Source organism: Hyphomicrobium sp. CS1GBMeth3 (genome assembly GCF_900117455.1).
Taxonomy (GTDB): Bacteria; Pseudomonadota; Alphaproteobacteria; order Rhizobiales; family Hyphomicrobiaceae; genus Hyphomicrobium_C.
Genome location: NZ_FPHO01000002.1, coordinates 953,179 through 979,521 on the forward strand (window position 1 = coordinate 953,179; position 26,343 = coordinate 979,521).

Consider the following 26,343-nt stretch of genomic DNA (forward strand, 5'->3'; position numbering starts at 1 on the left):
TCCGTCGCAATTTAACCGATCAGTCGCCCGAACTGTACTGCAACGCTCGCCAGCGTCTCGCGCAAATGACCCTCGAGGGTCGCAAAATCCGGCGAGTCGCCGGCCCGCGCCAGCAGCGCCTTGAGGCCGCTCGGCGCCGTTGCCGGGTCAAATTCCCCTTCAAGACAAAGCCTTAGGACCTGTGTCAGGTTGTGTATGAGGCGCGTGGCGTGGCGCAGGGCGTCGGCATCGGCGGGCAGAAGAAGGCCAGCCTCCGCAAGCTTCCGAAAGGCCGCGAGCGTGGTCTGGTCGAGGACCTCGGGATGCCCGGCGACGTGCACGAGTTGCAGATGCTGGGCTATGAACTCGAGGTCGACGAGCCCGCCGCGCACCTGTTTCAGATGCCAGATGTTATCGGTCCCCTTCTCGCTCGCGATCCGCGCGCGCATCTCATGCACGTCGCGGGCTATGGCCGCGCCATCGCGCGGGCGCACGAGGGTGTCGCGGATTGCCTCCTCCACCCTGCGGCTAAGCTCGGGCGGCCCGGCGATCACGCGGGCGCGTGTCAGGGCCATGTGCTCCCAGGTCCAGGCCTCGGTGGCCTGGTACTCGCGGAAGGTCGAGAACTGTGCGGCCACCGGCCCCTTCTGACCCGACGGGCGCAGCCGCATGTCGACCTCGTAGAGCGTGCCTTCCGCGGTCGGCGCCGCGAGGTGCGAGATCAGGCGCTGCGTGTAACGGGCGTAGTACTGGCTCGGCGACAGCGGCTTCGGCCCGTCCGATTGGACGGCTGTGGGGTCGAAGTCGTAGATGACGATGAGGTCGAGGTCTGAGGAGGCCGTCATCTCTCGGCCGCCGAGCTTGCCCATGGCGACGACGACGGCGCTGCCGCCCGGGATGCGGCCATGGGCGCGCTCGAGTTCGCGCTCGACGTCCTTGGTCAACGCGGCGATCAGCTTCTCGGCCAAGAGCGCGTACGCCTCGCCCGCCTCGCTGGCGTTGATGGCGCCGGACAGCACTTTCACGCCTATCAAGAACGCCTGCTCGCTGCCGACAACGCGCGCGCGGTCGAGAACGTCCTGCGAGTCGGTCGCGAGGCTCAGCTCGGCGGCGATCATCTCCTCCAGCTCTTTCGCCGACGGCAGCGAGGCGAAGGTACGCGGATCGATGACGGCGTCGAGCAGACGACGGCGACGCGACAGGATGCGCGCAAGGCGTGGCGCCGTGCCCATGATGTCGGCGATCAGCCGCATCAGCGCCGGATTGGCTTTGAGCAGCGAGAAGAGCTGCACGCCCGCCGGCAGCTCGGCGAGGAAGCGGTCGAAGGTGGCGACGGCGCGATCCGGATCGGCAGTGTCGGCGAACGCCTTGATCAGCACCGGCTGCACTTCCGTCAAAAGCTCGCGGGCGCGCGCCGAGCGTACGGCCGGGTAGCGCCCATGATGCCAGCCGCGCACGGCGGCCAGCACGTCGCTCGGGCGCGCGTAGCCCATGCGTGACAGCGCCGTCACTGTGCCGGGATCGTCTTTCTCGCCGGCGAAGACGAGGTTCTGGCCTTCGGCCGTCAACTCGGGGGCATCCTCGAACAAGTGCGCATAGTGCCCATGCACGCGCTCGAGCACGGAAACGATGTCCGTGGAGAACGCCGCGGCGCTGTCATAGCCGGCGAAGCGGGCAAAACTTTCGAGGCGAGCCGCATCCTTGGGCAGCTCCTGCGTCTGCTCGTCGGCGACCATCTGCAGGCGGTGCTCGACCCAACGCAGATAGAGATAGGCGTCGGTCAGCTCATCGGCGGTGCTCTCCTGAAGCCAACCATGAGCGACGAGCACGCGAAGGCCTTCAAGCGTGCGGCGAACCCGCAGGTTGCGCTGGCGCCCGCCCGCGATCAGCTGCTGTGTCTGCACGAAAAACTCGATCTCGCGGATGCCGCCCGCGCCGACCTTGATGTTGTGGCCCGCAACGGCGATCGATCCGAAACCGCGAAAGGCGTGGATCTGTCGCTTCATCGCGTGGATGTCGGCGATGGCCGCGAAATCGAGATTGCGGCGCCAGATGAAGGGCGCGAGCTCTGCGAGGAAGGCTTCGCCGGTCTCGATATCGCCCCCCACGGCGCGGGCCTTGATCAGGGCCGCGCGCTCCCAGTTCTGGCCGAAGCTTTCGTAGTAGAGGGCGGCTGCCTCGGTGGAGAGCGCGATCTGCGTGGCACCGGCGTCGGGCCGCAGACGCAGGTCGGTGCGGAAAACGTAGCCGCCCGCCGTGCGCTCATCCATCAGGCGCACGAGATCGCGCGTCATGCGCACGAAGAAGGTCGGCGCCTCGACGCTCGGCTTCAGCCGCGTGCGGGCCGGCTCATAAAAAACGATAAGGTCGATGTCGCTCGAATAGTTGAGCTCGTGGGCGCCGTACTTGCCCACGGCGAACACCATATAACCGGATGACTGCTCGGGCTCGGTGTCGCCGGGCTCGGCGAGCCAATCGCCCTTCGCGATGGCTTGGCGAAACAGGAACCGCACCGCAGCCTTCAGCGCAGCATCGGCCACCGCGGACAGGGCGCGCGTCACCTCATCGACGCTCCAGACGCCCGCAAGATCGGCGAGCGCGATCAGCAGCGCGGCCTCGGACTTAGCGGTGCGAAGCGCCGTCATGGCGTCGGGCAGCGCTGCTGCCTCTTCCAACTGGCGTGCAATGGCTTGGTTCAGCTCCGCGAGGCGCGTCTCCGGCGCGCTGCGCAAGAGACGCTCGAAGCGCCTTGGCTCGCGCACGATCTCGGTCTTGAGGTAGCTCGACCCGGCGATAATGCCCGAGATCAGCGTGCGGACCGGCTCCGTCTCGACAAGGCAGATGAGACCACTAAGCGATGTGTCTCGCCGCCAATCACCGAGAATGGGATCGAGGCTCGCGCCGTCCGCGGGATCCTGCGGCAGGCGCTTCGTCGTATCGATCCGCTCGAGCAGCGTGCCGCGCGGTGGGTTCTCTCCCGCCATGCCGTCTCCCCTTGGTTTGCCCTCCCTCTTGCGTCGGGGAGTGGTGCTGGCGTCGCTTGTTAAGCGTGCTCCTTTTCGGAAAACCGGTACCCACTTTTCCGGGAGCACTCTAAGCGCTGTTTGATACCAAAGGCAGCGTTACCACAACCCGCAGGCCCGGATCATTATCTTCAAGACACACCGATCCGTTGTGGAGCCTGGCGACGGCGGCGACGAGGCTCAACCCCAGCCCCGTGCCGGGCTGAGTACGGCTTTTCTCGAGACGCACGAAGCGGCGTAGCGCACGGTCGCGATCCTTCGCCTCGATACCGGGGCCACGGTCGGCGACGGAGATCTCGGCCGTGTCGGCGTCACGCGTCACGCGCACCGCAACATTCGCCGCTGCTGCGCCAGGGCGCTCGCGAGCCATCGCGGCCGAATACTTGATAGCATTGTCGACGAGGTTGGCAACGGCCTGCCCGATGAGCTGACGGTTGGCGCGCACCTCGATGCCGTCTCCGGCTTCGATGGTGAGCGAAAGTCCCGCCTCCTCGGCGACAGGCTCGTAAAGCTCGGCCACGTCCTGCACGAGGTGGCCGAGATCGAACGCCTCGGCGCTCTCCTCCACCACGCCGGCCTCGAGGCGGGCAATGAGGAGCAGCGCGTTGAAGGTCTTGATCAGGTCGTCGGCCTTCTCGATCGTCGCTTCGAGGCCTTCGCGATAGGCGTCGGCGCCACGTGCATCGCGCAACGCCGCCTCGGCGCTGTTGCGCAGGCGGTTCAGCGGCGTTTTGAGATCGTGGGCGATGTTGTCGGAGACCTCGCGCAGCCCGTCCATGAGCTGCTCGATGCGGTCGAGCATCCCGTTGAGGCTTTCCGACAATTCGTCGAGCTCATCGCGCGAGCCCGACAGCGGCACGCGGCGCGTGAGATCACCCGCCATGATCGAGCGCGTCGTCGTATTGATCGTCTCGATGCGGCGCAGCACGGATCGGCCTACGGCGATGCCTGCGAGCACCGCGGCAAGGGCCAGCGCGCCGAAGCCCCACAGGAACGTGCGTTTGATGCGTGCGGCCAGTGCGAGCTGCTCCTCGACATCGCGCCCGACGAAGAGGCGGAAACCACCTCCGACGGCCACCGGCACGGCGACACCGAGGCGCTCATCCCCGGAGGCATCGTCCTTGCGGGCATAGCGGAAGACACTACCGGTCGGGCTTTCTACGACCTCGCGCGGCAGATCGCGGAGGTTGCCCGCGAGCTTCTTTCCGGAAGCATCGGTGAGGAAATAGAGGCTTGTTCCGGCAACGCGGCTTCTGACGCGTATGCGCTCGGCGAACGCGTCCGGCGGCGACGTCGCCGCCTCGTGGGCGAGCTCCGCGGCCTCGCTCCGCAGCTCCTCGACTACATGGTCGGTCAGCAGCGTGTTGGTCTGCCAGAAAAGAATGCCGACGATCAGCGCCGACGCGATCAGGAACGCCGCCGCGCTCGCGGCCGCGAGGCGGAACGCGTGCGTCGCCATGATGCGAACTGCAAGGTCAGACAGCGCCGTCACGGACCATGTATCCGGCGCCGCGCACCGTGTGGAGCAGCGGCCTATCAAAACCCTTGTCGATCTTCGAGCGCAGGCGCGAGACGTGCACGTCGATGACGTTGGTCTGCGGGTCGAAGTGATAATCCCAGACGTTCTCGAGCAGCATGGTACGCGTCACCACCTGGCCCGCGTGCTTCATCAGGTATTCAAGCAGGCGGTATTCGCGCGGCTGGAGCTGGATCGGCTCGCCGGCGCGCGTCACGCGGTGCGACAGGCGGTCGAGCACGAGGTCGCCCACGGCGTAGCGCGTCTCCTGCTCCTCCGGGATGGCGCGGCGGCCCAGAGCCTCGATGCGCGCCAAAAGCTCGGTGTAGGCATACGGCTTGGTCAGATAGTCATCGCCGCCGGCGCGCAGGCCCTTCACGCGATCATCGACGTCGCCCAGCGCCGAGAGGATCAGGACCGGCGTGCGGTCGCCCTCTGCGCGTAGCGTGCGCACGACCGTCAGGCCATCGAGCTTCGGCAGCATGCGGTCAACGATCAATACGTCGTAGGCATTTTCCTGCGCCATGGCGAGCCCGGTCTCGCCGTCGCCCGCGAGATCCGGCGCGTGACCGCTCTCCTTCAGGGATTTATGGAGGAATTGCGCCGTTTCGCGGTCGTCCTCGATCACCAGCACGCGCATCCGCAGTCTACCTCCGGGCTTTCCTTCCCCTACCACCTGGACAGAGGGGAAGCCTGCGTTTCACACGGGTTCGTCCGCTGAGATACATCGAGGCGGCCCGGCTCCTCAAGAGCCGCGCCGCCCCTTTTACTCAGATCCCTTCGGCCGCCGGCATCAGCCCTGCTTGAGCTGCACCGGCACGTAGCGCGTCTGGTTGGACGACTTGATCGAGAGCATCACCGCGCGGCGGCCGAGATCCTTCGCTTTCTTGATCCCTTCCGCTACGTCGGACGGACCCGAGACCACATCGCCGCCGATTTCGAGGATGACGTCGCCGGCCTTGATGCCCTTCTCGGCAGCATCGGAGCTGGGGTCAACCTCGGTCACGGACACGCCCTCGCCGCCCGCTTTCGCAGGCGCTAGCGTCAGGCCCAGCTGCTCGAGCGCGGTGCTGGCCGGATCGACCGACTTGCCCTGCTCGAGCTTGGCGAGCTCATCGGTCGAGCCGGGGAACTTGCCGAGCTTCACCTTGACGGTCTCTTCCTTGTTGCCGCGCCACACCTTGACATCGACAGTGGTGTCGGGTGCGTACTCGGCGATCTTGCGGGCGAGGTCGCGGCTATCGTTGATCTTGTCGCCGTTGACCTGGACGATCGCATCCTGAACCTTGAGGCCCGAAGACGACGCAGGGCCGTTCGGCGTGATCTCGCTCACCAACGCGCCCTTGGCGTTGGTAAGGCCGATCGCTGCAGCCGTGTCCTCGTCGACGTTCTGTATCTTGACGCCAAGCCAGCCCCGGCTCACAGAGCCGGTCTTCTTCAACTGCTCGATGACTTCGATGGCGGTGCGCGCAGGAACTGCGAACGCAATGCCGACGTTGCCGCCCGACGGGCTGAAGATCGCCGTATTGACACCGATGGCCTCGCCTTCGAGGTTGAAGGTGGGGCCGCCGGAGTTGCCCTTGTTCACAGCCGCGTCGATCTGCAGGAAGTCGTACGGGCCCGAGCCGATGTCGCGGCCAAGAGCCGAGACGATGCCCGCGGTCACCGTGCCACCGAGACCGAACGGGTTGCCGACCGCAAGCGCCCAGTCGCCGACGCGAACCGGCTTGTCGGAGAACTTCACGAACGGGAAGGTCTTCGACGACTTCAGCTTCAGAAGCGCGATGTCGGTGCGCGGGTCGCTGCCGACGAGGTCCGCCTCGAGCTTCTCCTGGTCGTCGAAGCTGACCTGTATCTTGGTCGCGCCCTCGATGACGTGGTTGTTCGTCACGACATAGCCGTCGGCAGAAATCACGAAGCCCGAGCCCTGGGCCTGGGTCGGCCGCTGCTGGGGCATATTGCGGAACTCTTTCGGCAGGTTTTTGAAGAACTCGTAGAACGGGCTGTCTTCCGGAATCTCCGGGAACCCTTCCGGCAGGCCGCTCGGGCCGGTGCGCCCCTTGCTGCCGGCTACCACCGAGATGGACACGACGGACGGCTTCACCTTCTCGATGACGTCCGCGAACGAAAGCGGCGCGCGGCCGAACGGCGTCTCGACCCCGGGCTTGTCCGGGGCGAGCTGGGCCAGAGTCGGCGTGATCGCGACCCCGCCCGCAAGAACGGCCGCCGAGGCTACGGCAACAATGGTTGCGCGCGCCACCCGGCGTCCCGAAGTCCCTTGCGACGTTGGCCCGGACTTTGCTCCGGACGTCCTGTCATCGCGAGTAAGCATTCAAATCCTCCGCTCAGAAGCGCTGAAATCACATGTCATCGGCAGAGTTAGTCGCTCCGGCCTTACGGCTGCCTTTCGGTCACGTTAAGAGTTGGTAATGAGGCAAGATCGCCCCCTCCCTGCCCCTTTCGAGGCCGTTCCGAGACGGCGCATGTGGCACGTGGCCATCCTGGCGGCTTTGGCGGCCGGCGCTGGCAGCGCTGCCGTCCGGGGCGGGCCGCTCGGCACCGACGTCCTGCATCCCGTTTCGGCACAGGCGGGTCTCACAACGGTGCAGAAAATCGCCATTTTCGGCAGCGACGACCGCGTTCGCCTGCCCCCCCGGATGGCCAGGCTCGGCCGCTCCATCGGACTCCTTTACGAGGACCGGTCGCAGTCGGTCTGCACGGCCTTCTGCGTCGGGGACGACGTCATCGCGACGGCCGGGCACTGTCTGTTCCGAACGGAGGGCGAGACGCCGCTGCGTCTCAGGGGCGTACAGTTCCGCCTGCAACCACCCGGCGGCCCTGTCGCCAGCTCGCCCATCGCCGGCTCGGACCGCAACGGACAGGCCCAGCACGTCGCGGCCGGGTCGCTTAAGCTCCGCGTTCGCCCGCCGATCGACGCCGCGCAGGACTGGGCGCTGATCCGCCTCGAGTCTCCGATCTGCAAGGGCCGCGCGCTGCCGCTCAGCCGCCAGCCTGCGCAAGCGCTTGTCAAACTCTCGGCGGCGCAGCGCGTCTATCAGGTCAGCTATCACCGCGACTTCGGCTCTTGGGACCTGGCGCTCGGAGCGCCGTGCCCGGTGCGCCGGTCATTCAACGGCGCCGACTGGCGCGCCATCGCCAAGGACTTCGCTGACGCGGGGCACGTCATCCTGCACACCTGCGATACCGGCGGCGCATCGTCCGGCTCGCCGATGCTGATCGACGGACCGAACGGCCCGGAGGTGGTCGGCATCAACGTCGGCACCTACCTGCAGGCGCGCGTGCTGACGCAGAAGGGCGAGGTCGTGCATCGCTACAAGTCCGAGACGGTTGCCAACACGGCGGTCGGGGCTGGGGCTTTCCTGCCGGCGCTCGAGGCGCTGACACGGGCGACGATCCTGGCGACGCGCGGCGAGCTCACGACGCTGCAGCGGCTGCTCAAGGCGGAAGGGCTTTATGTCGGCGCAGAGGATGGCATCTACGGTCCGCAGCTCAGTATGGCGGTGCGCGCGTTCGAGCGCGCGGAGGGGCGCAGCGAGACGGGGCTTGCCACGTCTGCTCTGATGAAGCGGCTTGCAGCGCGGGACGCCCAGCGGCGCGGCGCTCCGAGCGCTACACGGCCCGTTGAGATCGAGACCGGCAGTGTCGGCTCGCACACACACTCGCGCGACAAGGCACGGCTGCCGCGTTAAGGGGACCTTCGCTCAGGACTGGTCTTTGCGCTCGTTCTTCAGAAGCGCGTCGAGCGCGGCTTGCTCCTCAGGCGAGAGCTTGCCGGTAGACGGGGCCGGAGCGGGCGCCGCCCGGCGCTGGCCGAACGAGCGCCAGAGAATGAGCACGGCCGCCGCCAGCGCTAGGAGCGGCATCAACCACAACAGCAACGTCTGCAGCGAGAACGGCGGCCGCAGCAACACGAACTCGCCGTAACGTGCGACGACGAACTCGCGCACCTCGTCGTTGGTGTCCCCGGCCGTCAGGCGCTCGCGCACGAGCACGCGCAGATCGTGGGCCAGTGGCGCGTCGGAATCGTCGATGGATTGGTTCTGGCAAACGAGGCAGCGCAGCTCGGCCGAGAGCTCGCGCGCCCGCTTCTCGAGCGCCGCGTCTTCGAGAACCTCCTGCGGAGTCACCGCTTGGGCCCAACGCGCGTCGATGGCGGTCAGCGCGACGAGCGCAGTGAGAAGAGCGGCAGCAGACCGGGTGGCAGAGAACCTCATCATTAGCCTCACTCGGCCGGAACGCTGACCGGCCCGCGAGGCGCGCGCTGCGGTGCCCCGACGCGCAGGCGACGGTCAGACAAGGAAACCGCGCCGCCGAAGAACATCACCAGCGCGCCGAACCAGATCCAGCGAACCATGGGATGGAAGTAGAGGCGCACGGCGAAGGCGCCGTCTGGCTGCTGGTCGCCGAGGACGGCGTAAAGATCACCGGACCATGCCGCGTAGATGCCGGCTTCCGACGTCGGCTGCGGCGGCGCATTGTAAAGCCGCTTCGAAGGCTCGAGCCGCGTCACTGGCGCACCATCGCGCGTCACGTCGAAGACGCCGATCGTCTCGGTGTAGTTGGGGCCGTTCGATGGAGCGCCGCCGCGGAATGTCAGTGTGTAGCCGGCGATCTCCTTGCTTTCCCCGGGGCGCATCAAGAGGATTTCCTCGCTCTTGTAGGCGCTGGTGCCGACAATGCCGATGACCATCATGCCGACGCCGAAGTGAGCCAGCATGGTTCCGATCGAAGCGCGCGGAAGGTTGACGAGGCGGCGCATCGACTCCGACAGCGGCACCTTGCCGAGCTTGATGCGGAAGGCCGTCTCCGACAGGGCGCCGAACATGACCCAGGCACCGATCGCAATACAGAATGGCGCCAGCCACGGCCCACGCCAAGCGATCGCGAACGAGACCACCAACACCACTGCCGCAATCAAAACTGCCGCGATCAGCCGCTCCATGGCGGCCGCGATATCGGCACGCTTCCATGCCAGCAGCGGCCCGAGCGGCAACGCCAGCAGCAGCGGGATCATCAGCGGGACGAACGTCATGTTGAAATACGGCGGGCCGACCGAAATCTTGGCGCCGTTGATCGCCTCGAGCGCCAGCGGGTAGAGCGTACCGACCAGCACCGTCACGCAGGCGATGGTCAGGAGCACGTTGTTGAGCACCAGCGCGCCCTCGCGGGAGATCGGCGAGAAGATGCCGCCTTGCTGCAGCTCGCGGGCGCGGTAGGCGAACAGCGCCAGACCGCCTCCGGTGAACAGAAGCATGATCGCCAGCACAAACACGCCGCGTTCCGGATCCACCGCAAACGAGTGCACCGATGACAACACACCCGAGCGCACCAGGAAGGTGCCCATCAGCGACAGAGAGAAGGTCAGGATCGCGAGCAGGATGGTCCAGACCTTCAGCGCCTCGCGCTTCTCCATCACGATCGCGGAGTGCAACAGCGCGGTGCCGGCCAGCCATGGCATGAAGGAGGCGTTCTCGACCGGGTCCCAGAACCACCAGCCGCCCCAACCAAGTTCGTAATAGGCCCACCAGGACCCCATGGCGATGCCGATGGTCAGGCACATCCAGGCGAGGAGGGTCCACGGGCGCACCCAGCGTGCCCAGGCGGCATCGGTGCGGCCCTCTATCAATGCCGCGATGGCAAACGAAAACGCCATCGAGAAGCCGACGTAGCCCATGTAGAGGAACGGCGGATGGAAGGCGAGAGCGGGGTCCTGCAGGATCGGGTTCAAGCCGTTGCCGTCGAACGGCGCCGGGTCGAGGCGCTCGAAGGGGTTTGAGGTCAGCAGAATGAAAAGCAGGAACGCGAGCGCGATCGAGCTCTGTACCGAGAGCACGTTGGCTTTCAGCGTCGCCGGCAGGTTGTTGCCAAAGAGCGCCACGAAGGCGCCGAACACGGCGAGGATCAGCACCCACAGGAGCATCGAGCCCTCGTGGTTCCCCCAGACGCCGGAGATCCGATAGATCAGCGGCTTCGTCGAGTGCGAGTTGGCCGCGACGTTGGCGACCGAGAAGTCGGACGTGACGTAAGCGTGCGTCAGTGCCAGGAACGAGACCAGGATCAAAGCAACCTGGGCGATCGCGGCGGACTCGCCGAAGGCCATCAGCCGCGCATCGCGCACGTGCGCGCCCCAGGCCGGCACGACGGTCTGCGCCACGGCGACCAACAACGCCAGGATCAGCGCGAAATGTCCGATCTCGATGATCACGCGATCTCACCTCTCGTTCTCGTCCTGCGCCAATACATTATTGCGTCACCCCTTCCGGATGGCGCGCGCCCTCGCCGAGCTTGACGCCTTTCTCCTCGAGCGCTTTCGCGACCTCAGGCGGCATATAGTTCTCGTCGTGCTTTGCGAGCACCGTGTCGGCGACGAACTTGCCGTCGGCATCCAACGTGCCTTCGGCGACAACGCCCTGCCCCTCGCGGAACAGATCCGGCAGAATGCCTTCGTAGCTCACCGGCACCGTGCCCAGCGTGTCCGTCACCTTGAAGAAGACGCTCGTTCCCGTGCCACGTACGACGGAACCGTCGGCCACCAGCCCACCGAGGCGGAAGCGTACGCCCGGTGCGATCTTCTGCTCTGCCACCTCGCTCGGCGTGTGAAAGAACACGATCGACTGGCGGAACGCGAACAACATCAGAATGGCGGCGATCGACAGCACGCCGACGCCCAATCCGATCAGCAGACCTCGCCGCTGTTTGCGTGTCATTGCGGGTTCCGGGGCTCCTCTGCTTTCAGTCCAAGGGTCTCTGCGGATTTCTCGATCTCGGCGAGCGGTGCCGCGTCGCCGGCAAAGTTCTCGCGCGCGCTTGCGATCGCCTTGCGCGCTTCGTCCTCGCGTCCGAGAACCTTATAGGCCCGCGCCAGCCTGATCCATCCGTCGAGATCCTTACCGTTCTCCTGGAGGCGCGCAGCCAATCGCTCGACCATGCTGTTGATGAAGGCTTCGCGCTCGGCTGGCGACATGGATGAGACGTCTGGCGCGTCAGCCGCGGGAGCGGTCGGTGCCGGCGCGGACGGAGACACCTCAGGCTTTGAGGCTTGCGGAGCGCTTGGCTCTTCTTCGACGGGCTCGCCCTTGATCTTCTTCTCGACCATCGCGAGCCGTTCCGCGACCACCTTACGCCACGGGACGTTCTCGGGAGCTTTGTCGTAGATCTCGCGATATTGCGCGGCGGCACCCTCGAGGTCGCCATCCTGCTCCTTGGCGAGCGCCAGCCAGACGCCGACCTGGAAGCGCTCTGGATCGAGCTCCAACACGCGCAAGGCGGCACGGCGTACAGGCTCGGTCACGACGCCGTTCTCGGCAAGGAGCGTCGCTTCAGCGAACCCCAGGAGCCGGCGCACCGATTCCCCTTCAAGCCTATTGGCTTCGGCGAAGGCATGTGCAGCATCGGCATAGCGCTGAAGCCGCAGATAGACCGGCGCGATCACATCCCAACCCTTGCCATCCTCGGGGTGCTCGCGCAGGCGCTGCTCCACGCGGCCGATGAGATCGGCAATGCTCGCGTCGCCTTCCGCCTGCGCTGCGGCCTGGCGCTCTGCGAACGGCCGGTCGGGAAGATGGGGGGATCCCTCGAGGACGTAGAGGCCGATGCCGACGACCGGCAGCAACGCCGTGACCGCAGTGTAGGCGCGCCGCGCGCGTGTGCGGCTTGCGGCGTCGTCTTTTCCCGGAATCGCAGCCGTATTGGCGCCGGCGCGCTTCAACAGGCGACGGGCGATTTCCGCACGCGCGCTCTCGATTTCGCTGTCGACGAAAAGCCCGCGCTCGCGCTCCGCCTCAAGCTCGCGCAGCTGATCACGGTAAACGGCGAGATCGGCCGAGGCAGGCTCTATCACTTGCCCAGGCGCCTCGCGTAGCGGCCGCAGCAAGAGCGCGACGATCGCCGCAGTCAAAAACGCGAAGCAGAGCCAAAGCAGCATTAGAAGCCTTCTAGCCTAACGACCCCGGTTCAATAGGGGCGAGGATTCAGGCTGACAAGAGGCGCCGGGCTTAAATGGCTCGCTTTGACGTCGCAGACACTGATCCGGCTCAAGCCGCACGAGATCATGCTGCACTGCGGGAGCGTCCACAGTGTTCAGCGTGCAATGCTTGATCAGCTCGAAATACTGGGTTTAACCGACGTTGCTCCACGTGCCGTCCGGATTGCGGCAGGCGGTGCCGCGCATCGATTGGGGGCGGCCGTCGATGTAAACCTTGTGCGTGTAATCACGGCAATCAACGGCACCGCGCTTGTAAGGCCGGCTCGGCACAACCTCACCGTAGCGACCGTTGTCGGGGTTGCGCCACTGACGGGAAACGCCTGACTGGCCGCGCTCCAGTGCGTCGAACTCGGCCTCCTGGGCCAAACGACGATCCTGCTCGTCCATGGAGCGGCCGATCTCGCTGCCGACGATGCCGCCGACAACCGCGCCGAGCGCCGTCGCGGCAATATTGCCGCTGCCCTTGCCGACCTGATTGCCGAGGATGCCGCCCGCAACGGCGCCGACTACCATACCGGTATCGGCCTTGCTCGGCCCCTCGGGCCCGCAGCCGGCAAGCCCAATCGACAGCATCAGGAGTGCGGAAGCGCCAATCGTGCGCATGAAGATCCCCGTTTTTCCCCTCGGGCAGGCCCGCCGAAGCGGACCGCTCACCAGGACGTCGCTTTGTCTCGGCCCGTAAGCCCGCGTCCCGTCAAAAGAATGCCCAGAATGTGACTCGTCTTCAAGCACATCCAAGGTCCCGTTTCCACCGCGATTCAGGCGAAAGTTCGACGTTAGCCACTGGAAAATCCGCAGTTACGCAGAAGGGAGCACAAGATCGACACGCAGCCCGCCCATTGACGACTGCGAGAGCCGAACGCTGCCCCGGTAGGACTGAACCAGATCCGTCACGATGGAGAGGCCGAGCCCGGTGCCCGGCTTGGTCTCGTCAAGACGCACGCCGCGTTTGCCGATGCGCTGGCGCTCCTCGTCCGAAAGGCCCGGACCGTCGTCCTCAATGTGGATCGTGAGGCGGCCCGGCGGGCGGCGGCTCGTCGAGGCGGCGACCTCGACCGCCACCCTCCCCTTTGCCCACTTGCAGGCGTTGTCGCAGAGGTTACCGAGGATTTCCTCGAGGTCCTGGCGCTCACCCGCGAAGCGGACGTCGGAGGCGCAGTCGATCGTGATCGCAATATCGCGGTCGCGGTGGATACGCTCGAGCGCCCGCTTCAATGGCTCGAGCACTTCCTGCACGGGCGTTGCGCGCCCGATCACTCCGACGCCTGCGGCAACACGAGCTCGGTCGAGGTAATGATCAATCTGATCGCGCATGATCTCGGACTGCTCGACGATCTTGCGGCCGAGCCCGCCCTTATCCTCGCGCGCCTCATTGATGATCACGGCGAGCGGCGTCTTCAGAGCGTGGGCGAGATTGCCGCCCTGCGTGCGTGCGCGATCGATGATCTCCTGGTTGGAAGAGAGCAGCTCGTTGAGCTCCTCCTGCAGCGGCTGGATCTCGGTCGGCAGCTCGCCCTCGAGCCGCTCGGCTTCTCCGGATCGGATGCTCGACAGGCCCTGCTCGATACGGCGCAGTGGCAAGAGGCCGAAGCGCACCTGGAACAGCGTTACGGCGACGAGGCCGACGCCCGTCAGCACCAGGGCGATGGAAAGGCGGGTGAGGAAATTGGCGAGGCGCGTGTTGAGCCAATCGATCGGGCCGGCGACGATGATCGAATAGCGCGGCCCCTGCCCCGGCATGCCGGGGTTGTCGACCAGCTCGATCATGCGGATGCCCTCCCCCGCGGGACCAGTGGCGTTCATCCAGCGAGCGCCGTCGGGATCGGGTTTGACGTCGCGCTCGATCGGCGGGTCGATCGTCGTGTCGCCGAGCGAGACGGAGCGCAGCGTCGGCGCCTCTTTGTTATCGAGAGGCTTGACCTGCCAGTACCAGCCCGAGCGCGGATCCTCGAAAAGAGGCTCGTAGCGGTTCTTGGGCGCGATCGGCTGACCACCCTCGCCAGTCATGCTGTCGACGGCGATGGAACGCACGAGCTTCGCTAGGCGCGCGTCGAAGGCCGTCTGCAGGTCGTCGCGGTTCAAGTGGTAGATAAAAATGCCGGCGATCGGCAGCACCAGCAGCACCCACGCCGCCGAGGTTGCAAACAGCCGGAATGCCAGCGAGTTAAACGTCATCGGGGCCGCGGCTCATGCGATAGCCCAGACCGCGCACGGTCTCGATGACGTCGGCCGGGATCTTCTTGCGCAGGCGGCCGATGAACACCTCGATGGTGTTGCTGTCGCGGTCGAAGTCCTGGTCATAAAGATGTTCGACCAGCTCCGTGCGCGAGACGACGCGGCCGCTGTGATGCATCAAATAGGCGAGCAGGCGATACTCGTGGGACGTGAGCTTTACCTGCTGGCCGTCGCAGGTCACACGCGACGACTTGGTGTCGAGGCGGACGGGGCCGCACTCGATCTCGCTCTTGGCGTGGCCGGAGGCGCGGCGCACTTGTGCGCGCACGCGTGCGAGCAGCTCCTCCATGTGGAAGGGCTTGGCGAGATAGTCGTCGGCGCCAGCGTCCATGCCGGAGACCTTGTCGCTCCAGCGATCGCGGGCGGTGAGGATGATCACCGGCATGTTGCGGTTGGCGCGCCGCCACTGCTCCAGGATCGAGATGCCGTCCATCTTCGGCAGGCCGATGTCGAGGATGACGACGTCGTACGGCTCCGTATCGCCAAGGAAATAGCCTTCCTCGCCGTCAAAAGCCGTATCGACAGCGTAGCCGGCGCCGGTCAGCGCGGAATTGAGCTGTCGGTTCAGATCCTTGTCGTCCTCTACGACCAGTATGCGCACGGGCCCTCTCTCTCGCCTTGCCTCGGAAGATCCGGACTATAGTCGGCCAAACTGGCCGAGCCTAGGGGCCGGACCTTCACTCGTGAGGACTAACGGGCGGCGGCGCTATCTCCGTCGGCCGCCGCCCACGCCCTCAGCCTTTCGGCTTGAACAAGGCCTTCTGAAGGGGCGTCGTGGCGCGCATGCGGCCGTAAATGGTCATCAGCGTGCCGATCAGGGCGCCGACCGTCTGTACCGCGTCGACCACCTGCTCGCCCGCGTCCTGGACGAGGTCGCCACTCACGTCGACGCCCGTCACGGGCGCCAAGGCGGGGACCACGGTCGATAGGATGGTCACGAGGGTGCCCCATATGGTGATCGAGTGGCCCCACCATTTGCCGGCGTTGGGATCGGTCGTCGTCATGTCGTGTGCTCCTTCAGGTTGAGAGGGGGAGGACGTCATCTCGGCCGCGAGCAACTTTGCCCGCGCGAGGATCTTGTCGACGCGGGCGAGCCAGCCGCGGCCGAAGCGCCAGAAGTGGGGAAGCGCGCGGTAGCGCCGCCTGCGGATGGCGGCGTAGGTGTCGAGGGTGTCGGAGAGTGCCGCCGCCGCGAGCTTGGCGCGCGTCTCGGGGCCGATCTCTCCATCGACGCCGGCGCCTACCGCATCCTGCAGGAAACGGATCGCCGTGCCGAAGCCGTGGTTGACGGCGGCGTCGAAGTGCATCAGCGCCAGCGGCGGCGCGAGCTCTGCGCAATGCGCGCGCTCCCAGTAGCGGGTGCGGTAGATCTCGCGCACGGTCTCATCGTCGATGGCCTTGAGCGCACGGATCAGTCTCAGGCGATTGCTCTCCGTCACCGCGACCTTGCGCCAAGCGGCGAAGACGCCGAGCGTGATGCCGCGATTGGTCGGGCCGCCGGGATCGTGCGGATCGTCGGTGTAGCCGCCCTCCATCTCGAGCACGTGCACGAGCGCGCGTTCAAAGATCTCGGCGCCGCTTCCACCTGACGCCGTTTCTGCGTTCGCCGTCTGGTTCGCATGGGGCCAGCGCAGGCCGAGCAGACGCGCCTTCGGATACCGCGCCACCGACACGGCGTTCGACTGATTGCCGCCGAGCACGACGACCGCGTCGTCCGTCTCGCCGAGCCAGAACGCGACGTGTCCTTTGCCGGGATCGCTGCCGCGCGAGAAGACCGCGATGCAGCCCACGCACGGCTCGCTGAGAGTGACGCCCCATTTCAGATACGAGCGCGCCAGCAGGGACCGCGTCGAGCGAATGCCGGAGCGCTCCAGACACGCACCGCAGAACGCCGCGCACCAGGCCACCTCATCCGCAACGACCTGCGGGTGGCCGACGTCGCGATAGAAGGCGACGATACGCGGATTGTGGCTCGTGCCCGCGCGCTCGGCTTGGCCGAACTCGCGCCAGGCCGCCTTGAGCCAGCGTGCGTCGTCCATGAGGGACCTCAGTGAAGGAATGAGACGTCGGCCAGCTCTCCCTTTTTTGGGAGGGACAGCTTTAGGCGGACTTCAAACGACAGCGAGCCGCGGCGTGCCGCGACCGTAGGCAGCGCTCATCTGATGCACGGCGATGGAGATCGCGCTTTGTGGTCCGCCGAAATCGGCGACTTGATCGGCTGCCTCGTAAACGCAGGACGGCGCCGCCGCCGTGATCGTACGAACAACCGTTGCGCCATCGAGAATGTCGATCTCGTAGCGCTCGCTGTCTTCGGTGAGCGGCACCTCCGCCACCTCCCAACTGTCGCCACCAAGCCGAGCGCGACGCAGCCAACTCACCGCGACGTCGCCCTCATCCGAACGCGTCGTCCGTATGTGCACAGGCGAGAGCGGCTTCAGCCCGCGCCCGACGAACGTATGCGCCGCCGCGCTATAGGAGCGATCGGCAATGTCGCGACCTGCGGGCCCGTATCGCCACAACAGCGGCAGCCCGACCTCCGCCGGCGCAATGTTCACCCGTGTCACCTCGCCGCCGAGCAGCACGAACGGCGCGCCCGCGGCGAGCGGCGCGCGCATTTCACGCTCCGTTCCGGCCTGCCCGCGCAAGAGATCGGTGAGCTCATAGGTGCTTTCGCCGACCAGCGTCGCTGTTTCGAACTGCAACACCTCCCAGCCGCCGTCCGCGTTGCGGATGGCGGCGGCGTTGGCGCCGGCCAAGAGTTGCATGCGCGTTACTGAAGATAGCTCGCCGCCGCCAAGCTCGACGCGCAGCCGCGACGCGCGGTCGACGATGCCAAGCGGACCCAAAGGCAACGGCCCCGTCGTCAATCCGATGATGGCTGGAGCCGTAGCCGTGGCACGCAGTGCGTATCCTGCATCCTCGGGCGAACCGTAGACGGCCACCGCGCCCGGCCATGGGATTTGGAACGCGGCGACGTATCCAGCTTCCGGCGGCTCGTCGCCGCGCAGCAGAGGAAGATCGAGAAACTCAACATGCGGCGTGCCGTCATAGACGGTCTCGCCGCCGGGCGTCTCGCGCGGCGCAGCCGACACCGCGCTGTAGACCTCCGGATCGACGCTCAAGCCTTCGATCTCGCGCAGGCCACGCTCGCCGATCTCGGTGACGCGCACAAGGAACTCAGTGCCGTCTTTCTCAAGGGTCACGACATCGCCCGGCTCGACGGCCAACGCGCTCGGTGGCAGCTTGAATGCGGCGCGCTCCCGCGACGCCCAGGTTTCGAACAGCCACGCATCCGCGATCTGAGCTGCCGCTTCAGGGTCCAGCACGAGGGGCAGCTCCGCACGTGCGACGCGCTCGCTCGCAACCGTCAGCCGGCGCGCCTCCGCGACAGCCTGGCGGTAGTCTCCTGTCGCCGCGATATGGCTCAGCTTGGCGGAGGCCGGAAGGTCGGTCTCCTGCGCCCGCGTCAACGTCAGAAGCGCATCCCCGGCCCGCTCCTCGACCAGATCGTCCTGGGCGAGTGTGAGCACCGGAGGATCGATGCCGCGATGGCGAAACGCGATCTGGCCCTCGCTCTCGACGCTGTCGAAAAAGTACGCGAGCTCGAGCGGCCCCAACGCGTCGCGCGGTGACATCAGGCGGTCGATCACGTAGCCGTTGACGAGGCCCGCGAGGTGCGCGGTGTCGTGACCGACGATCCCGTAATCCGCCAGAATGGCCTCAACCAACGAGGCTAACGGCGCGGCTGAAAAGCGTCCGTTCAACCAGTGGCCGAGGCGCCAGTTCTCGCCATCACTCCACACCTCTGTGTTGTAGGGGAATGCCGGATAGGGGCGCGCGTCCCAGCAGTAGACGTGGACGCGGGAGAGATCGACCATGCGGGCGCCCGTGAGCGACGACACGGGATTGGCTTCAGCGACGTAGCTCTCGCTCGCGGGATCGAACGCGTCGATCAGCGCTTTCAGATAGCGGCGCTGCATGAGGTCGTCGCGGATGCCGCGCGAGAAATAGGGCAGCGCGGACTCGACGCTCTTTCGGGTCGACGAAAACGTTTGGCTGATTGGCGCCCTTGTCGACGGCGGGGCAGCCGATCTCCATGAACCAGAACGGCTTCGATTGCGGCACCCATGCGGTCGGCGTGTCACCCGGCACACCGCCCGGGCGGTCGACGTGCTCGTTCAGCCACCACGACTTGATGTCCTTGTAGCGGAACACCCACGGCGCGCCGTGGCCGTCCGTGATCAGCGTGCGCTCCTGCGCCTCGCGGTTGGCGTTGCTCGCGTAGTACCAATCGTAGCCCTCTCCGCCCTGCACGTTGGCGCGCAGATAGACCTCGTCGTAGATCGCGCGCGTACCGGCGAGATAGTCGAGATGTGCCGCGCCGTCTCGCCAATCGGAAAGCGGCCAATAGAGATCGATGCCGACGGCGTCGATCGCGTCCGACGACCAGAGCGGATCGAGATGGAAGTGGACATCGCCCGATCCGTCCGCGGGCTGGTGGCCGAAGTACTCCGACCAGTCGGCCGCGTATGTCACCAGGGCGTCGGGGCCGAGGATGTCTTTGACGTCCTCGGCAAGCGCCACGAGCGCGTCAACGAACGGATAATCGGATGCGCCACTGCGCACCCATGTGAGGCCGCGCAGCTCGGTGCCGATGACGAACGCATTGACGCCGCCAGCAGCCTTTGCGAGCCACGCGTTGTGCAGCACCATCCGCCGGAACGACCATTCGCTCGGCCCCGTGTAGACGACGTTCGTGCCTGACAGCGCAAAGTCGTCCGCGGCTGCCGTGCCGACGAACTCCGCGATCTGGCTCGCGGCTGTGCTTGTCTTGTCCGGGCTTTCGGGTTCGCCGGGCGCGGGGTGGCAGGTGATGCGTCCGCGCCAGGGATAGGGCGGCTGCGCTTCTCCGCCGTAGGGATCCGGTAGTTCGTTGTCAGCCGCTACATCCATCAGAATGAACGGCGTCAGCACGACGCTCAGGCCGCGCTCCTTCAGGTCCTGGATCGCCTGCACCACCGAGGCGTCGGACGGCGTGCCGCCGTAGGCCGGGCGTCCATCCTTCGTGCTCACGAGGTAGGCGCCGGCACGGTCGACGCCGGCGACGCTCCACGTCTGCGGCGATGTGGTTTTCGTTGCAAGCTCCACACCCGGCTTCAGCTCGCAATGGCCAGCGCGCAGATCGGTGCCGAACCAGCTCACAACGAGCGAGACCGACGTCGCGTTCGGCAACGTCGCCTGCAGTTGATCGAGCGAGACCGCCCAATCCGTGCCGCCTTGCAGCGTGTGCACGTTCTCGGACTCGCTCACTCCGATGCGGCGCTGATTGCTCACGGGGGTCGTTGCATAGACGAACTCGCCCGATCCCGGGATCATGACGACGCCTTTGATCTCTTCTCCAAAGGCCTCGACCGCGCGGTGCACCTCGAACGAGAGCTGCGGGATGCGGTTGCCATAGGGCGCGAGCGGCATGTCCTCAAAGACGATGTATGCGATGCCGCGATAGGCCGGGGCGGCGCCCGCGCCTTCCACGGCGACAATGGCGCTGTCGGGGAGCTGGTCTTCGGTGCCGTGAGACAGGCGATGCGTCAGGCGCGAGAGGTCGATCTCGGCGCCGTCCGCCCATACGCGGCCGATGCCGCTGATGACACCCTCGGAAAGCGCGACGGCGAAGCTCGCATAATAGCGATATTCCGTCGTCTCGGTCGCGGGGGTGCTCGCCGTGCCGCCCTTGGCGCTGCCACCGCCCGAGCGGCGCGTCACGACGCGCTCGCGGATATCGGCGGCCCAGATCACCTGTCCGCCAACGCGCGTGCGTCCGTAAAGGCGCGGGATCGGCGCACCCTCGGTCGAGGACGTGATGCGCAGGTCGTTGAGGCGCGGACCCTCCGACGTTCGGCGCTGCCCAGACGCGCCAAACAGCGCGTTGTCGATATAATTGCCAGCGAAGGCGCCGATCTGCCCGCCGATCGCAGCGCCGGACAACGTCAGGCCGAGCATCGAGACGCCGGACGGCAGCAGCGCGCCGCCCGCGGCGGCACCGGCGGCGGCGAGAGCGAGCGTGGCCATCAGCGTTCGATCCCAGGAAACGAAAAGACAGCCGCGAGGCGGCGGCGCCACCAGATGCCGAATGCGATCTCAGCGGCGCGGTGGTGCTCGGACGCGTGAATCATGGTCGTCGGCGTCGCCAGGATCGCCGCGTGCTTGGCAATGGCGCCGTCGCGCATGCGGAAGATCAGCACGTCGCCAGGAGCTGGGTTCGCCTTATCGCGTGCGATCAGGTGGCGCGTGGCGGCGGCGACGAGCGTTTCGATGCCGCTGACCTCGCCCCAGTCGCGTGAATAGGCAGGCGGCCTCTCCGCTTCCGCGCCGTAGAGGTCGCGCCAGACGCCGCGGATCAGGCCCAGGCAATCGGCGCCGATGCCTTTGACGCTCGCCTGATGATGATACGGCGTGCCGATCCAGCCGCGCGCGGCTGCAATGACTGCGTCGCGCGTTGGTGGTTTTCCGATCATCGCGGTACGCCTCAGCGTGTTTTGGAGCCGGGGCGGCTCACCACCGTGAGAAAATCGTTACCCGGCATGTGCGGAAAGCCGCGGAAGTTGGCGACGTTCGAAAACTTCGCCTTGCACGTCGCGATGCGCTTGTCGCAGCCTGCCGTGACGGTAAACGTCTGCCCTGGCTCCAACGGCAAGCGCGCCCGGCTCCACAACTCGATGGTGGCGCTGCTTCCGGCCCCAGCATGCTGCTTCACCTCGAGCGCCTGGCCGCTCGCGGCGCCGGACGTGAAGGTCAACAGCCCGTGCGTGAACCAGCCGTTCGCGAACGCTTCCAATCCGCTTACGGTGAAGCGACGCGGGCTCGCGACGGCGATCAACGCGCCCGTGCCCTTGAACGCGGCGTCGTCGCGGTTCACCGCACAGCGCGCGTCGCCAAAATCGGCATCGCATGTGTATTGAAACAAGCGCCCGCGTGTTTCCTGCAGCGTGTGCGCCAAGCCGCGCACCTCCGCGGCGAAGGCGCGCCCAGCCCGCTTCACCTCGCCCAGGTTGCCGCTGCGCATCAGAACGCGCTGCTCGGGTGCTGCCCAATTGACGCGAAAGATCTCGATCCCGGCATTGTCGTAAAGGCCGGCTGCGAGGTCGGCTTCGGCCAGGCGCTCCGACGTCACGGCGCTTGTCACTTCCAAGTTGTCGACGCTAAGCCCCACGGAGTCGCGGATCTCGCTCGCCTCCATACCGGCGGCGGCCTCAAACACTGTGTCGGCAAACACGATATCGTGGTCGTGATCGGTGAAGCCGTGGCGCACGCCATCACGGCGTGTCAGGCGCCAGCACCAGCAGAGCGTCGTCGCGCCGGAGGCGACGTGTTCCGCGAGCCCTTCGGAGAGCTGCTTCATAGCCGGATCTCGATGATCGGAATGTTCGGGATGGCCCCGCTCGCGAAGCCCGAGAGATTGATGTCGAGCTTGTCGGTGTCGAAACGCACCGGCACGTCGAACTCGAAGCCGGCCGACACCGTGGCACCGCCGGCTGGCGCCTCGCCGTCCTCGAACAGGACCACGCCGGTTGTCGCGTCGACGGTGAAATGCGTGCTCTCAACCTTCGAGACACCGTTGACGGCGACCTTCACGGTTCCAGCGACCGGCTTCCTGATCTCGCGCGTGAACGGCGCGTGCGCCGAACCGTACGTCTTCCTGAGCTGAAAGGTGCGGTTCGCTCCGTTGCCCGTCCCGATCTCCTGATCGAGCGCGCTCGTCGCGGCTCCCGGTGCGCAGGATTTCCAATCCACATGATCGCGCCAGCGGAAGCCGTGAAACCGCCCCCGCCGTTCCTCGAAAAAGGCGATCACCTCGTGGAGTGCGTTGAGCGAGGTTACGCCATAGCCTGCGTTGTAGCCCCTGCGGGACGCGGCCCAACGGCTGTTGCGCTCCTCGTATCCGGAGCCGAGCACGACGACATCCGTGCGCCGTTCGGGCCCGCCTTGCGCACCTCGCGAGATAGCCGTCGGAAAGCGAACCTCGTGGAAGCTCACGATGCAACTCCTGTGGTTCCGCGATGCGGCTTAAAGATTGCGCTGGCCGAGCGAGACGGCGCGCGCCAGCATGGCCGCGATCTGCGTCTCGGAGCGGCGGAAGCTTTCGGCATCCGGTGTCGCGACGTTGAACGTCACCGAGATGCCGGCTCCACCGCGCGCCGCGATGCCGAGGCGTCCGTCCGGCCCGCGCGACAGCGGCATGATGGCTTCCGGTCCGCGCTCGCCCGCGATGCCGGTGCGTCCGCCGGCAAGCGGAAATGCGATCGGGCTTTGGATCACGCCACCGGATGCAAACGGCACCGGCAGTCCCTGCTGAACGACACCGCCCTTCGCGAAACCGAGCCCGCCGGACAGGAGTCCCGTCACGAGATTGCCGACGCCCTGCTCCAGTGGCCGCAACGCGGCTTTCAACACAATGTCGGAAAGACGGAGCGCGAGGGTGCGCAGCACGTCGCTCACGTTGCGGCCCTTGATGGCGATGCCGTCGAACGCCCCGACGAGCGCATTCGAGAACTGTCGGCCAAGGCCTGCGGCGCGGCGCAGCTCTGTCGATAGCGCACTCGTATCGGCATTGACGGCGACGGTCCACGTTTCGATGGGCGCGTTGGGCTCGGCCATGTCGTCGTCTCCTCAAGTATCCGGAAAGCGCGCTCTCAGCGCATCGAGCTCTCTGCGCGAGGGCGGGCGCTCGGCGTGCACTCCGCCGAAGCGGCCACGAACCGCCGCGTCGAGCTCAGGCAATGTCAGGCTCCAGAAAGCGCGCGGCTCGAGGCCAAGAACCCCGAAGCCGATGGCCATTACCTCGTCCCAGGGAAAGGGCCAGTGGAGTCGCCCTCCCCGCTCGCTTGCTCGCCTTCGCCGGGCTTGGCGCCGAATGTTGCCTGCAGGAGGCGCGCCACGATATCGACGTAGCCCGCCGCGCCGCCTTCGACGCGCATGGCCGCAACCGCCTGGTCACTGACGTCGAAACCGGCGCCACGCAATCCCGCGCCGATGATGCGCTGGCAATCGCGGGCCGAGATGCGGCCCGCCTCGAAGCGCGTGGCAAGCGCCAGCATGTCCTCGTCGCCGAATGCGGTCTCGAGGCCAGCCAACGCGCCGAGCGTCAGGCACAGCGTATACGGCTTGCCGTCGAGATCGGCGTCGATCTCGCCGCGGTGGCGGTTGGCCATTGGAGCTCCCTCTGTCAAGTACGCCTTGACATTTCTCTTTCGCAGACCAATCTAGATTTTGGCTTGGAAATCATTGCGGAGGCACAACATGGCGCGCGTCCTCAAATGCTCATTCTGTGGCAAGCATGCAGGTGAAGTTGCCCGCCTAATCGCCGGCCCTAAAGTCCATATCTGCGACGCCTGTGTCGGCGTTTGCGTTAAGCTACTCGATGTCGTTCCCGGTGAATTCAAGACCACCTGGGATGCGATGGATGACAGACAACTGCTCGATGCTCTCAAACCAACCGCGGCGGTTGTCGATGGCACGCGCGGAGTCTTACAGGCGCAAGTCGATGCCCTGCGCAAACGCGGGATTAGTTGGGCGACAATTGGTGGTGAACTTGGTGTTTCGCGCCAAGCCGCGTGGGAGCGTTTCACCTAAGTTTGCTATGCTGCCGTGAACGTCAGCTCGCCCGCCGAGTCGAGCGCGAGCTCGAAGGCGACCTCGCCGTCGTGCCGGCCCGTCAATTCGAACGACGTGATCTGGAATGGGCCTTCGACGGTGCCGAAGTCCGGCACCATCACCTGCCAGTCGCGAATGGTGCCCGCGAAGACGTAGCTGCGGATCAGCTCGTCGGAGGCTGCATCCTTGAAGATGCCCGAGCCCGACAGACGCGCGCTTTTCACGCCAGCTCCCGCCAACAGTTCGCGCCACTGGCCGGCGCTTTCCTGATGCGTCACGTCCACCGTCTCGGCGTTGAAGGCGATGGCGCGGGCGCGCAGGCCCGCCACCGTCGTGAAGCTGCCTTCACCATTGCTGTCGACCTTCAGGAGAAGGTCCTTGCCTTTTTGCGCGGCCATTTTGCTCGTCCTCTCGCACTAGGGTTGCGGCTCGATCACGGCGCGGAAGCGGGCGATGCCCTGATAGGTCTCGCCGTCGGCGGCTCGCGTCACATCACTCGTCTCGTGGCGAATGCTCACCAGGCGATAGCCGGTGAGCGACAGCGCCTCCTCGTGAAGCGCGGCGCGGATGGCCTCCAGCAGCACATGCGTCTCACGCTCGCCGCCCGCCTTCGACCAGGCGCGCAGCGTGAACAGGTGCTCGCTCGCCGTCTCGGTACTGGTGCTCCAGTCGCGTACCGTGCTCGGGCCGAAGCTCACGTATGGAAACGCGGCGCTGCGCGGCACCTCGTCGTAGATGCGCTCGCCGCCGAGCAACGCGACGAGATCTTCCTCGGCGACCAGCGCGCCGTAGACCGCCTTCTGCAGCTCCCAAGCGGGGCTCGACATTGCTTACCTCTCCGTTGGGTTTGTCTGGGAGCGCACGGCGGAAACGTAGCGGCGCTCGGCTTCTCGCTCCTCGGTGATCCGAGCCTGAAGACGTTTGAGCGCCCGGTGGCGGATGTCGCTCACGAGCGCCTCGGCACGCGCAAAACCTCCTCCAACGACTCGCACGCCCACTTTCACGGCACGCGCTCCTCGGCGAGGCAACGCAGAAAGCGGCGCTGCTCGTTGACATCGATGACGGCGCGGATTTCGAACACGCGCGCGCCGAGTGCGAAGCGCATCTCAGGGACGACGCCTGTGCGATGGCGGATCCAGATCTCGTGGCTCACCTGGCCATGAACGCCGTCGGCCTCGACCACCTCGTTGCCCGAGAGTGGCCTGATGGCGCCCCAAACTTCTGCTACCAGCGCCCATGTTCGCGTCGTGCCGCCACCGCCGTCGGCTTCCGCATGCGGCTGCTGCAGCGCCAGGCGATGACGCATCTCTCCGATCGACACGCTCACAGCCGCACCTCGCGGTAAGGCTTCAGCAAATCGGAGGCCGCTGCGGGGATCGCGGCCCCGGCCGATCCGATCTCGAGCGGATCACGGTGCTCGTACCAATGTGCGACGAGCAGCAGAATGGCGTGGCGGATCGGCTGCGGAATGTCCTCGGCCTCGTCGCCGATTCCCGCTTCGAATGCGATCTCAATGCCGTTCGCGCGCTGTCCGGGCTTCGGCCACGTGCCGTCACGCGATACGAGCCGCGGCCTTAGCGCCTGCCCATCGAGCAGATAGCTGCTGCTTGAAACCGTAACGGATGAGCCGCTCTCGTCGCGTATCGTCACGGACGTGACGCTTCGGATCGGACGCAGCGGGAAAAGCACCTCACCGCCCTCCGGCCATGTGTCGAGCGTCAACCGCCAGCCCTGCGTGATCAACGCGAACCCCAGCGCCGCTTCGACGTGGAGCCGCGAGGTCACGATCAGGCTCGCGATCAGGATGTCCTCTGCAGCACCGTCGATGCGCAGATGAGCCTTCGCCTCGGCCACCGTTACCGGCTCCTCGGCGGGCCCGCTGGTCAGCGTAAGCGCCATGTCGATCTCTTGTGATGATGTGTCCAACGAGCGAA

General features: G+C 66.3%; 26 protein-coding genes. 2 read left to right on the forward strand and 24 right to left on the reverse strand.

Annotated features, from left to right (window positions below):
* Positions 1 to 11 precede the first annotated feature (11 nt).
* The 4 genes from CS1GBM3_RS04625 to CS1GBM3_RS04640 form a co-directional block, all read right to left on the reverse strand.
* Positions 12 to 2,963, reverse strand: a complete 2,952-nt coding sequence (locus CS1GBM3_RS04625; RefSeq protein WP_072392031.1) for a bifunctional [glutamine synthetase] adenylyltransferase/[glutamine synthetase]-adenylyl-L-tyrosine phosphorylase — start codon at positions 2,961 to 2,963, stop codon at positions 12 to 14.
* A gap of 109 nt (positions 2,964 to 3,072) precedes the next feature.
* The gene (locus tag CS1GBM3_RS04630; protein WP_072392033.1) at positions 3,073 to 4,494 is read right to left on the reverse strand and encodes a sensor histidine kinase; all 1,422 of its coding nucleotides are present in this window, start codon (positions 4,492 to 4,494) and stop codon (positions 3,073 to 3,075) included.
* A complete protein-coding gene (locus CS1GBM3_RS04635; protein WP_072392035.1) occupies positions 4,478 to 5,158 on the reverse strand; it encodes a response regulator transcription factor in 681 nt (226 codons plus the stop codon). Before CS1GBM3_RS04635 ends, CS1GBM3_RS04630 begins: the two co-directional genes overlap by 17 nt.
* Positions 5,159 to 5,311: 153 nt before the next feature.
* Entirely contained in the window at positions 5,312 to 6,850 is a 1,539-nt protein-coding gene (locus CS1GBM3_RS04640; protein WP_083567055.1) for a Do family serine endopeptidase, read from the reverse strand.
* Positions 6,851 to 7,001: 151 nt separating this feature from the next.
* Here CS1GBM3_RS04640 and CS1GBM3_RS04645 point away from each other — a divergent pair, with 151 nt between their 5' ends.
* Positions 7,002 to 8,228, forward strand: a complete 1,227-nt coding sequence (locus CS1GBM3_RS04645; protein ID WP_072392039.1) for a peptidoglycan-binding protein — start codon at positions 7,002 to 7,004, stop codon at positions 8,226 to 8,228.
* Between the two features lie 12 nt (positions 8,229 to 8,240).
* Here CS1GBM3_RS04645 and CS1GBM3_RS04650 read toward each other — a convergent pair whose 3' ends face one another.
* The 16 genes from CS1GBM3_RS04650 to CS1GBM3_RS04720 all read right to left on the reverse strand — a co-directional run bounded on the left by CS1GBM3_RS04650 (position 8,241) and on the right by CS1GBM3_RS04720 (position 23,967).
* Positions 8,241 to 8,753, reverse strand: coding sequence for a cytochrome c-type biogenesis protein (locus tag CS1GBM3_RS04650; protein ID WP_072392042.1), 513 nt, complete (start codon positions 8,751 to 8,753; stop codon positions 8,241 to 8,243).
* 8 nt (positions 8,754 to 8,761) lie between these two features.
* Positions 8,762 to 10,744 (reverse strand): heme lyase CcmF/NrfE family subunit, encoded by a 1,983-nt coding sequence (locus CS1GBM3_RS04655; protein ID WP_072392045.1) that lies wholly within the window; start codon positions 10,742 to 10,744, stop codon positions 8,762 to 8,764.
* A gap of 37 nt (positions 10,745 to 10,781) precedes the next feature.
* Positions 10,782 to 11,246 (reverse strand): cytochrome c maturation protein CcmE, encoded by a 465-nt coding sequence (gene ccmE / locus CS1GBM3_RS04660; RefSeq protein ID WP_072392048.1) that lies wholly within the window; start codon positions 11,244 to 11,246, stop codon positions 10,782 to 10,784.
* Positions 11,243 to 12,463, reverse strand: a complete 1,221-nt coding sequence (ccmI, locus tag CS1GBM3_RS04665; RefSeq protein ID WP_072392051.1) for a c-type cytochrome biogenesis protein CcmI — start codon at positions 12,461 to 12,463, stop codon at positions 11,243 to 11,245. The genes ccmE and ccmI overlap by 4 nt, the downstream gene beginning before the upstream one ends.
* 192 nt (positions 12,464 to 12,655) lie before the next feature.
* Positions 12,656 to 13,126 carry a glycine zipper 2TM domain-containing protein gene (locus CS1GBM3_RS04670; protein ID WP_072392054.1) on the reverse strand — a complete coding sequence of 157 codons (471 nt, stop codon included), beginning with the start codon at positions 13,124 to 13,126 and terminating at the stop codon, positions 12,656 to 12,658.
* Positions 13,127 to 13,321: 195 nt separating this feature from the next.
* Entirely contained in the window at positions 13,322 to 14,698 is a 1,377-nt protein-coding gene (locus CS1GBM3_RS04675) for an ATP-binding protein (protein WP_072392057.1), read from the reverse strand.
* Positions 14,688 to 15,359: a response regulator transcription factor gene (locus CS1GBM3_RS04680; protein WP_072392060.1), complete on the reverse strand. Its 672-nt coding sequence runs from the start codon at positions 15,357 to 15,359 to the stop codon at positions 14,688 to 14,690. Before CS1GBM3_RS04680 ends, CS1GBM3_RS04675 begins: the two co-directional genes overlap by 11 nt.
* A 133-nt stretch (positions 15,360 to 15,492) precedes the next feature.
* Positions 15,493 to 16,797 (reverse strand): TIGR02594 family protein, encoded by a 1,305-nt coding sequence (locus CS1GBM3_RS04685; protein WP_072392063.1) that lies wholly within the window; start codon positions 16,795 to 16,797, stop codon positions 15,493 to 15,495.
* A 72-nt stretch (positions 16,798 to 16,869) separates the two neighbouring features.
* Positions 16,870 to 18,738: a phage tail protein gene (locus CS1GBM3_RS20295; protein WP_348533599.1), complete on the reverse strand. Its 1,869-nt coding sequence runs from the start codon at positions 18,736 to 18,738 to the stop codon at positions 16,870 to 16,872.
* The gene (locus tag CS1GBM3_RS20300; RefSeq protein ID WP_348533600.1) at positions 18,671 to 20,827 is read right to left on the reverse strand and encodes a baseplate multidomain protein megatron; all 2,157 of its coding nucleotides are present in this window, start codon (positions 20,825 to 20,827) and stop codon (positions 18,671 to 18,673) included. The genes CS1GBM3_RS20295 and CS1GBM3_RS20300 overlap by 68 nt, the downstream gene beginning before the upstream one ends.
* Entirely contained in the window at positions 20,827 to 21,273 is a 447-nt protein-coding gene (locus CS1GBM3_RS04695; RefSeq protein WP_072392066.1) for an NlpC/P60 family protein, read from the reverse strand. The genes CS1GBM3_RS20300 and CS1GBM3_RS04695 overlap by 1 nt, the downstream gene beginning before the upstream one ends.
* An 11-nt stretch (positions 21,274 to 21,284) precedes the next feature.
* The gene (locus tag CS1GBM3_RS04700; protein WP_072392068.1) at positions 21,285 to 22,157 is read right to left on the reverse strand and encodes a DUF2163 domain-containing protein; all 873 of its coding nucleotides are present in this window, start codon (positions 22,155 to 22,157) and stop codon (positions 21,285 to 21,287) included.
* Positions 22,154 to 22,792, reverse strand: a complete 639-nt coding sequence (locus tag CS1GBM3_RS04705) for a DUF2460 domain-containing protein (RefSeq protein ID WP_072392071.1) — start codon at positions 22,790 to 22,792, stop codon at positions 22,154 to 22,156. Before CS1GBM3_RS04705 ends, CS1GBM3_RS04700 begins: the two co-directional genes overlap by 4 nt.
* Positions 22,793 to 22,822: 30 nt before the next feature.
* Positions 22,823 to 23,413, reverse strand: a complete 591-nt coding sequence (locus tag CS1GBM3_RS04710) for a phage tail tape measure protein (RefSeq protein WP_072392074.1) — start codon at positions 23,411 to 23,413, stop codon at positions 22,823 to 22,825.
* A 12-nt stretch (positions 23,414 to 23,425) separates the two neighbouring features.
* On the reverse strand, positions 23,426 to 23,593 hold the full coding sequence (locus CS1GBM3_RS04715; RefSeq protein ID WP_072392077.1) for a phage tail assembly chaperone: 168 nt from the start codon (positions 23,591 to 23,593) through the stop codon (positions 23,426 to 23,428).
* The gene (locus tag CS1GBM3_RS04720) at positions 23,593 to 23,967 is read right to left on the reverse strand and encodes a gene transfer agent family protein (protein ID WP_072392080.1); all 375 of its coding nucleotides are present in this window, start codon (positions 23,965 to 23,967) and stop codon (positions 23,593 to 23,595) included. The genes CS1GBM3_RS04715 and CS1GBM3_RS04720 overlap by 1 nt, the downstream gene beginning before the upstream one ends.
* 88 nt (positions 23,968 to 24,055) lie before the next feature.
* On the opposite strand from CS1GBM3_RS04720, the gene CS1GBM3_RS04725 reads away from it, so the two are divergent.
* Positions 24,056 to 24,388 (forward strand): AsnC family protein, encoded by a 333-nt coding sequence (locus CS1GBM3_RS04725; RefSeq protein WP_072392083.1) that lies wholly within the window; start codon positions 24,056 to 24,058, stop codon positions 24,386 to 24,388.
* Positions 24,389 to 24,393: 5 nt separating this feature from the next.
* Here the strand turns inward: CS1GBM3_RS04725 and CS1GBM3_RS04730 are convergent, their stop codons facing one another.
* The 4 genes from CS1GBM3_RS04730 to CS1GBM3_RS04745 all read right to left on the reverse strand — a co-directional run bounded on the left by CS1GBM3_RS04730 (position 24,394) and on the right by CS1GBM3_RS04745 (position 26,308).
* Complete coding sequence (locus CS1GBM3_RS04730; RefSeq protein ID WP_072392086.1) at positions 24,394 to 24,807, reverse strand: phage major tail protein, TP901-1 family; 414 nt, start codon at positions 24,805 to 24,807, stop codon at positions 24,394 to 24,396.
* An 18-nt stretch (positions 24,808 to 24,825) separates the two neighbouring features.
* Positions 24,826 to 25,236: a DUF3168 domain-containing protein gene (locus CS1GBM3_RS04735; RefSeq protein ID WP_072392089.1), complete on the reverse strand. Its 411-nt coding sequence runs from the start codon at positions 25,234 to 25,236 to the stop codon at positions 24,826 to 24,828.
* A gap of 173 nt (positions 25,237 to 25,409) precedes the next feature.
* Complete coding sequence (locus CS1GBM3_RS04740) at positions 25,410 to 25,736, reverse strand: phage head closure protein (protein ID WP_083567059.1); 327 nt, start codon at positions 25,734 to 25,736, stop codon at positions 25,410 to 25,412.
* Positions 25,733 to 26,308 carry a head-tail connector protein gene (locus CS1GBM3_RS04745; protein WP_072392092.1) on the reverse strand — a complete coding sequence of 192 codons (576 nt, stop codon included), beginning with the start codon at positions 26,306 to 26,308 and terminating at the stop codon, positions 25,733 to 25,735. Before CS1GBM3_RS04745 ends, CS1GBM3_RS04740 begins: the two co-directional genes overlap by 4 nt.
* Between the last annotated feature and the right edge of the window lie 35 nt (positions 26,309 to 26,343).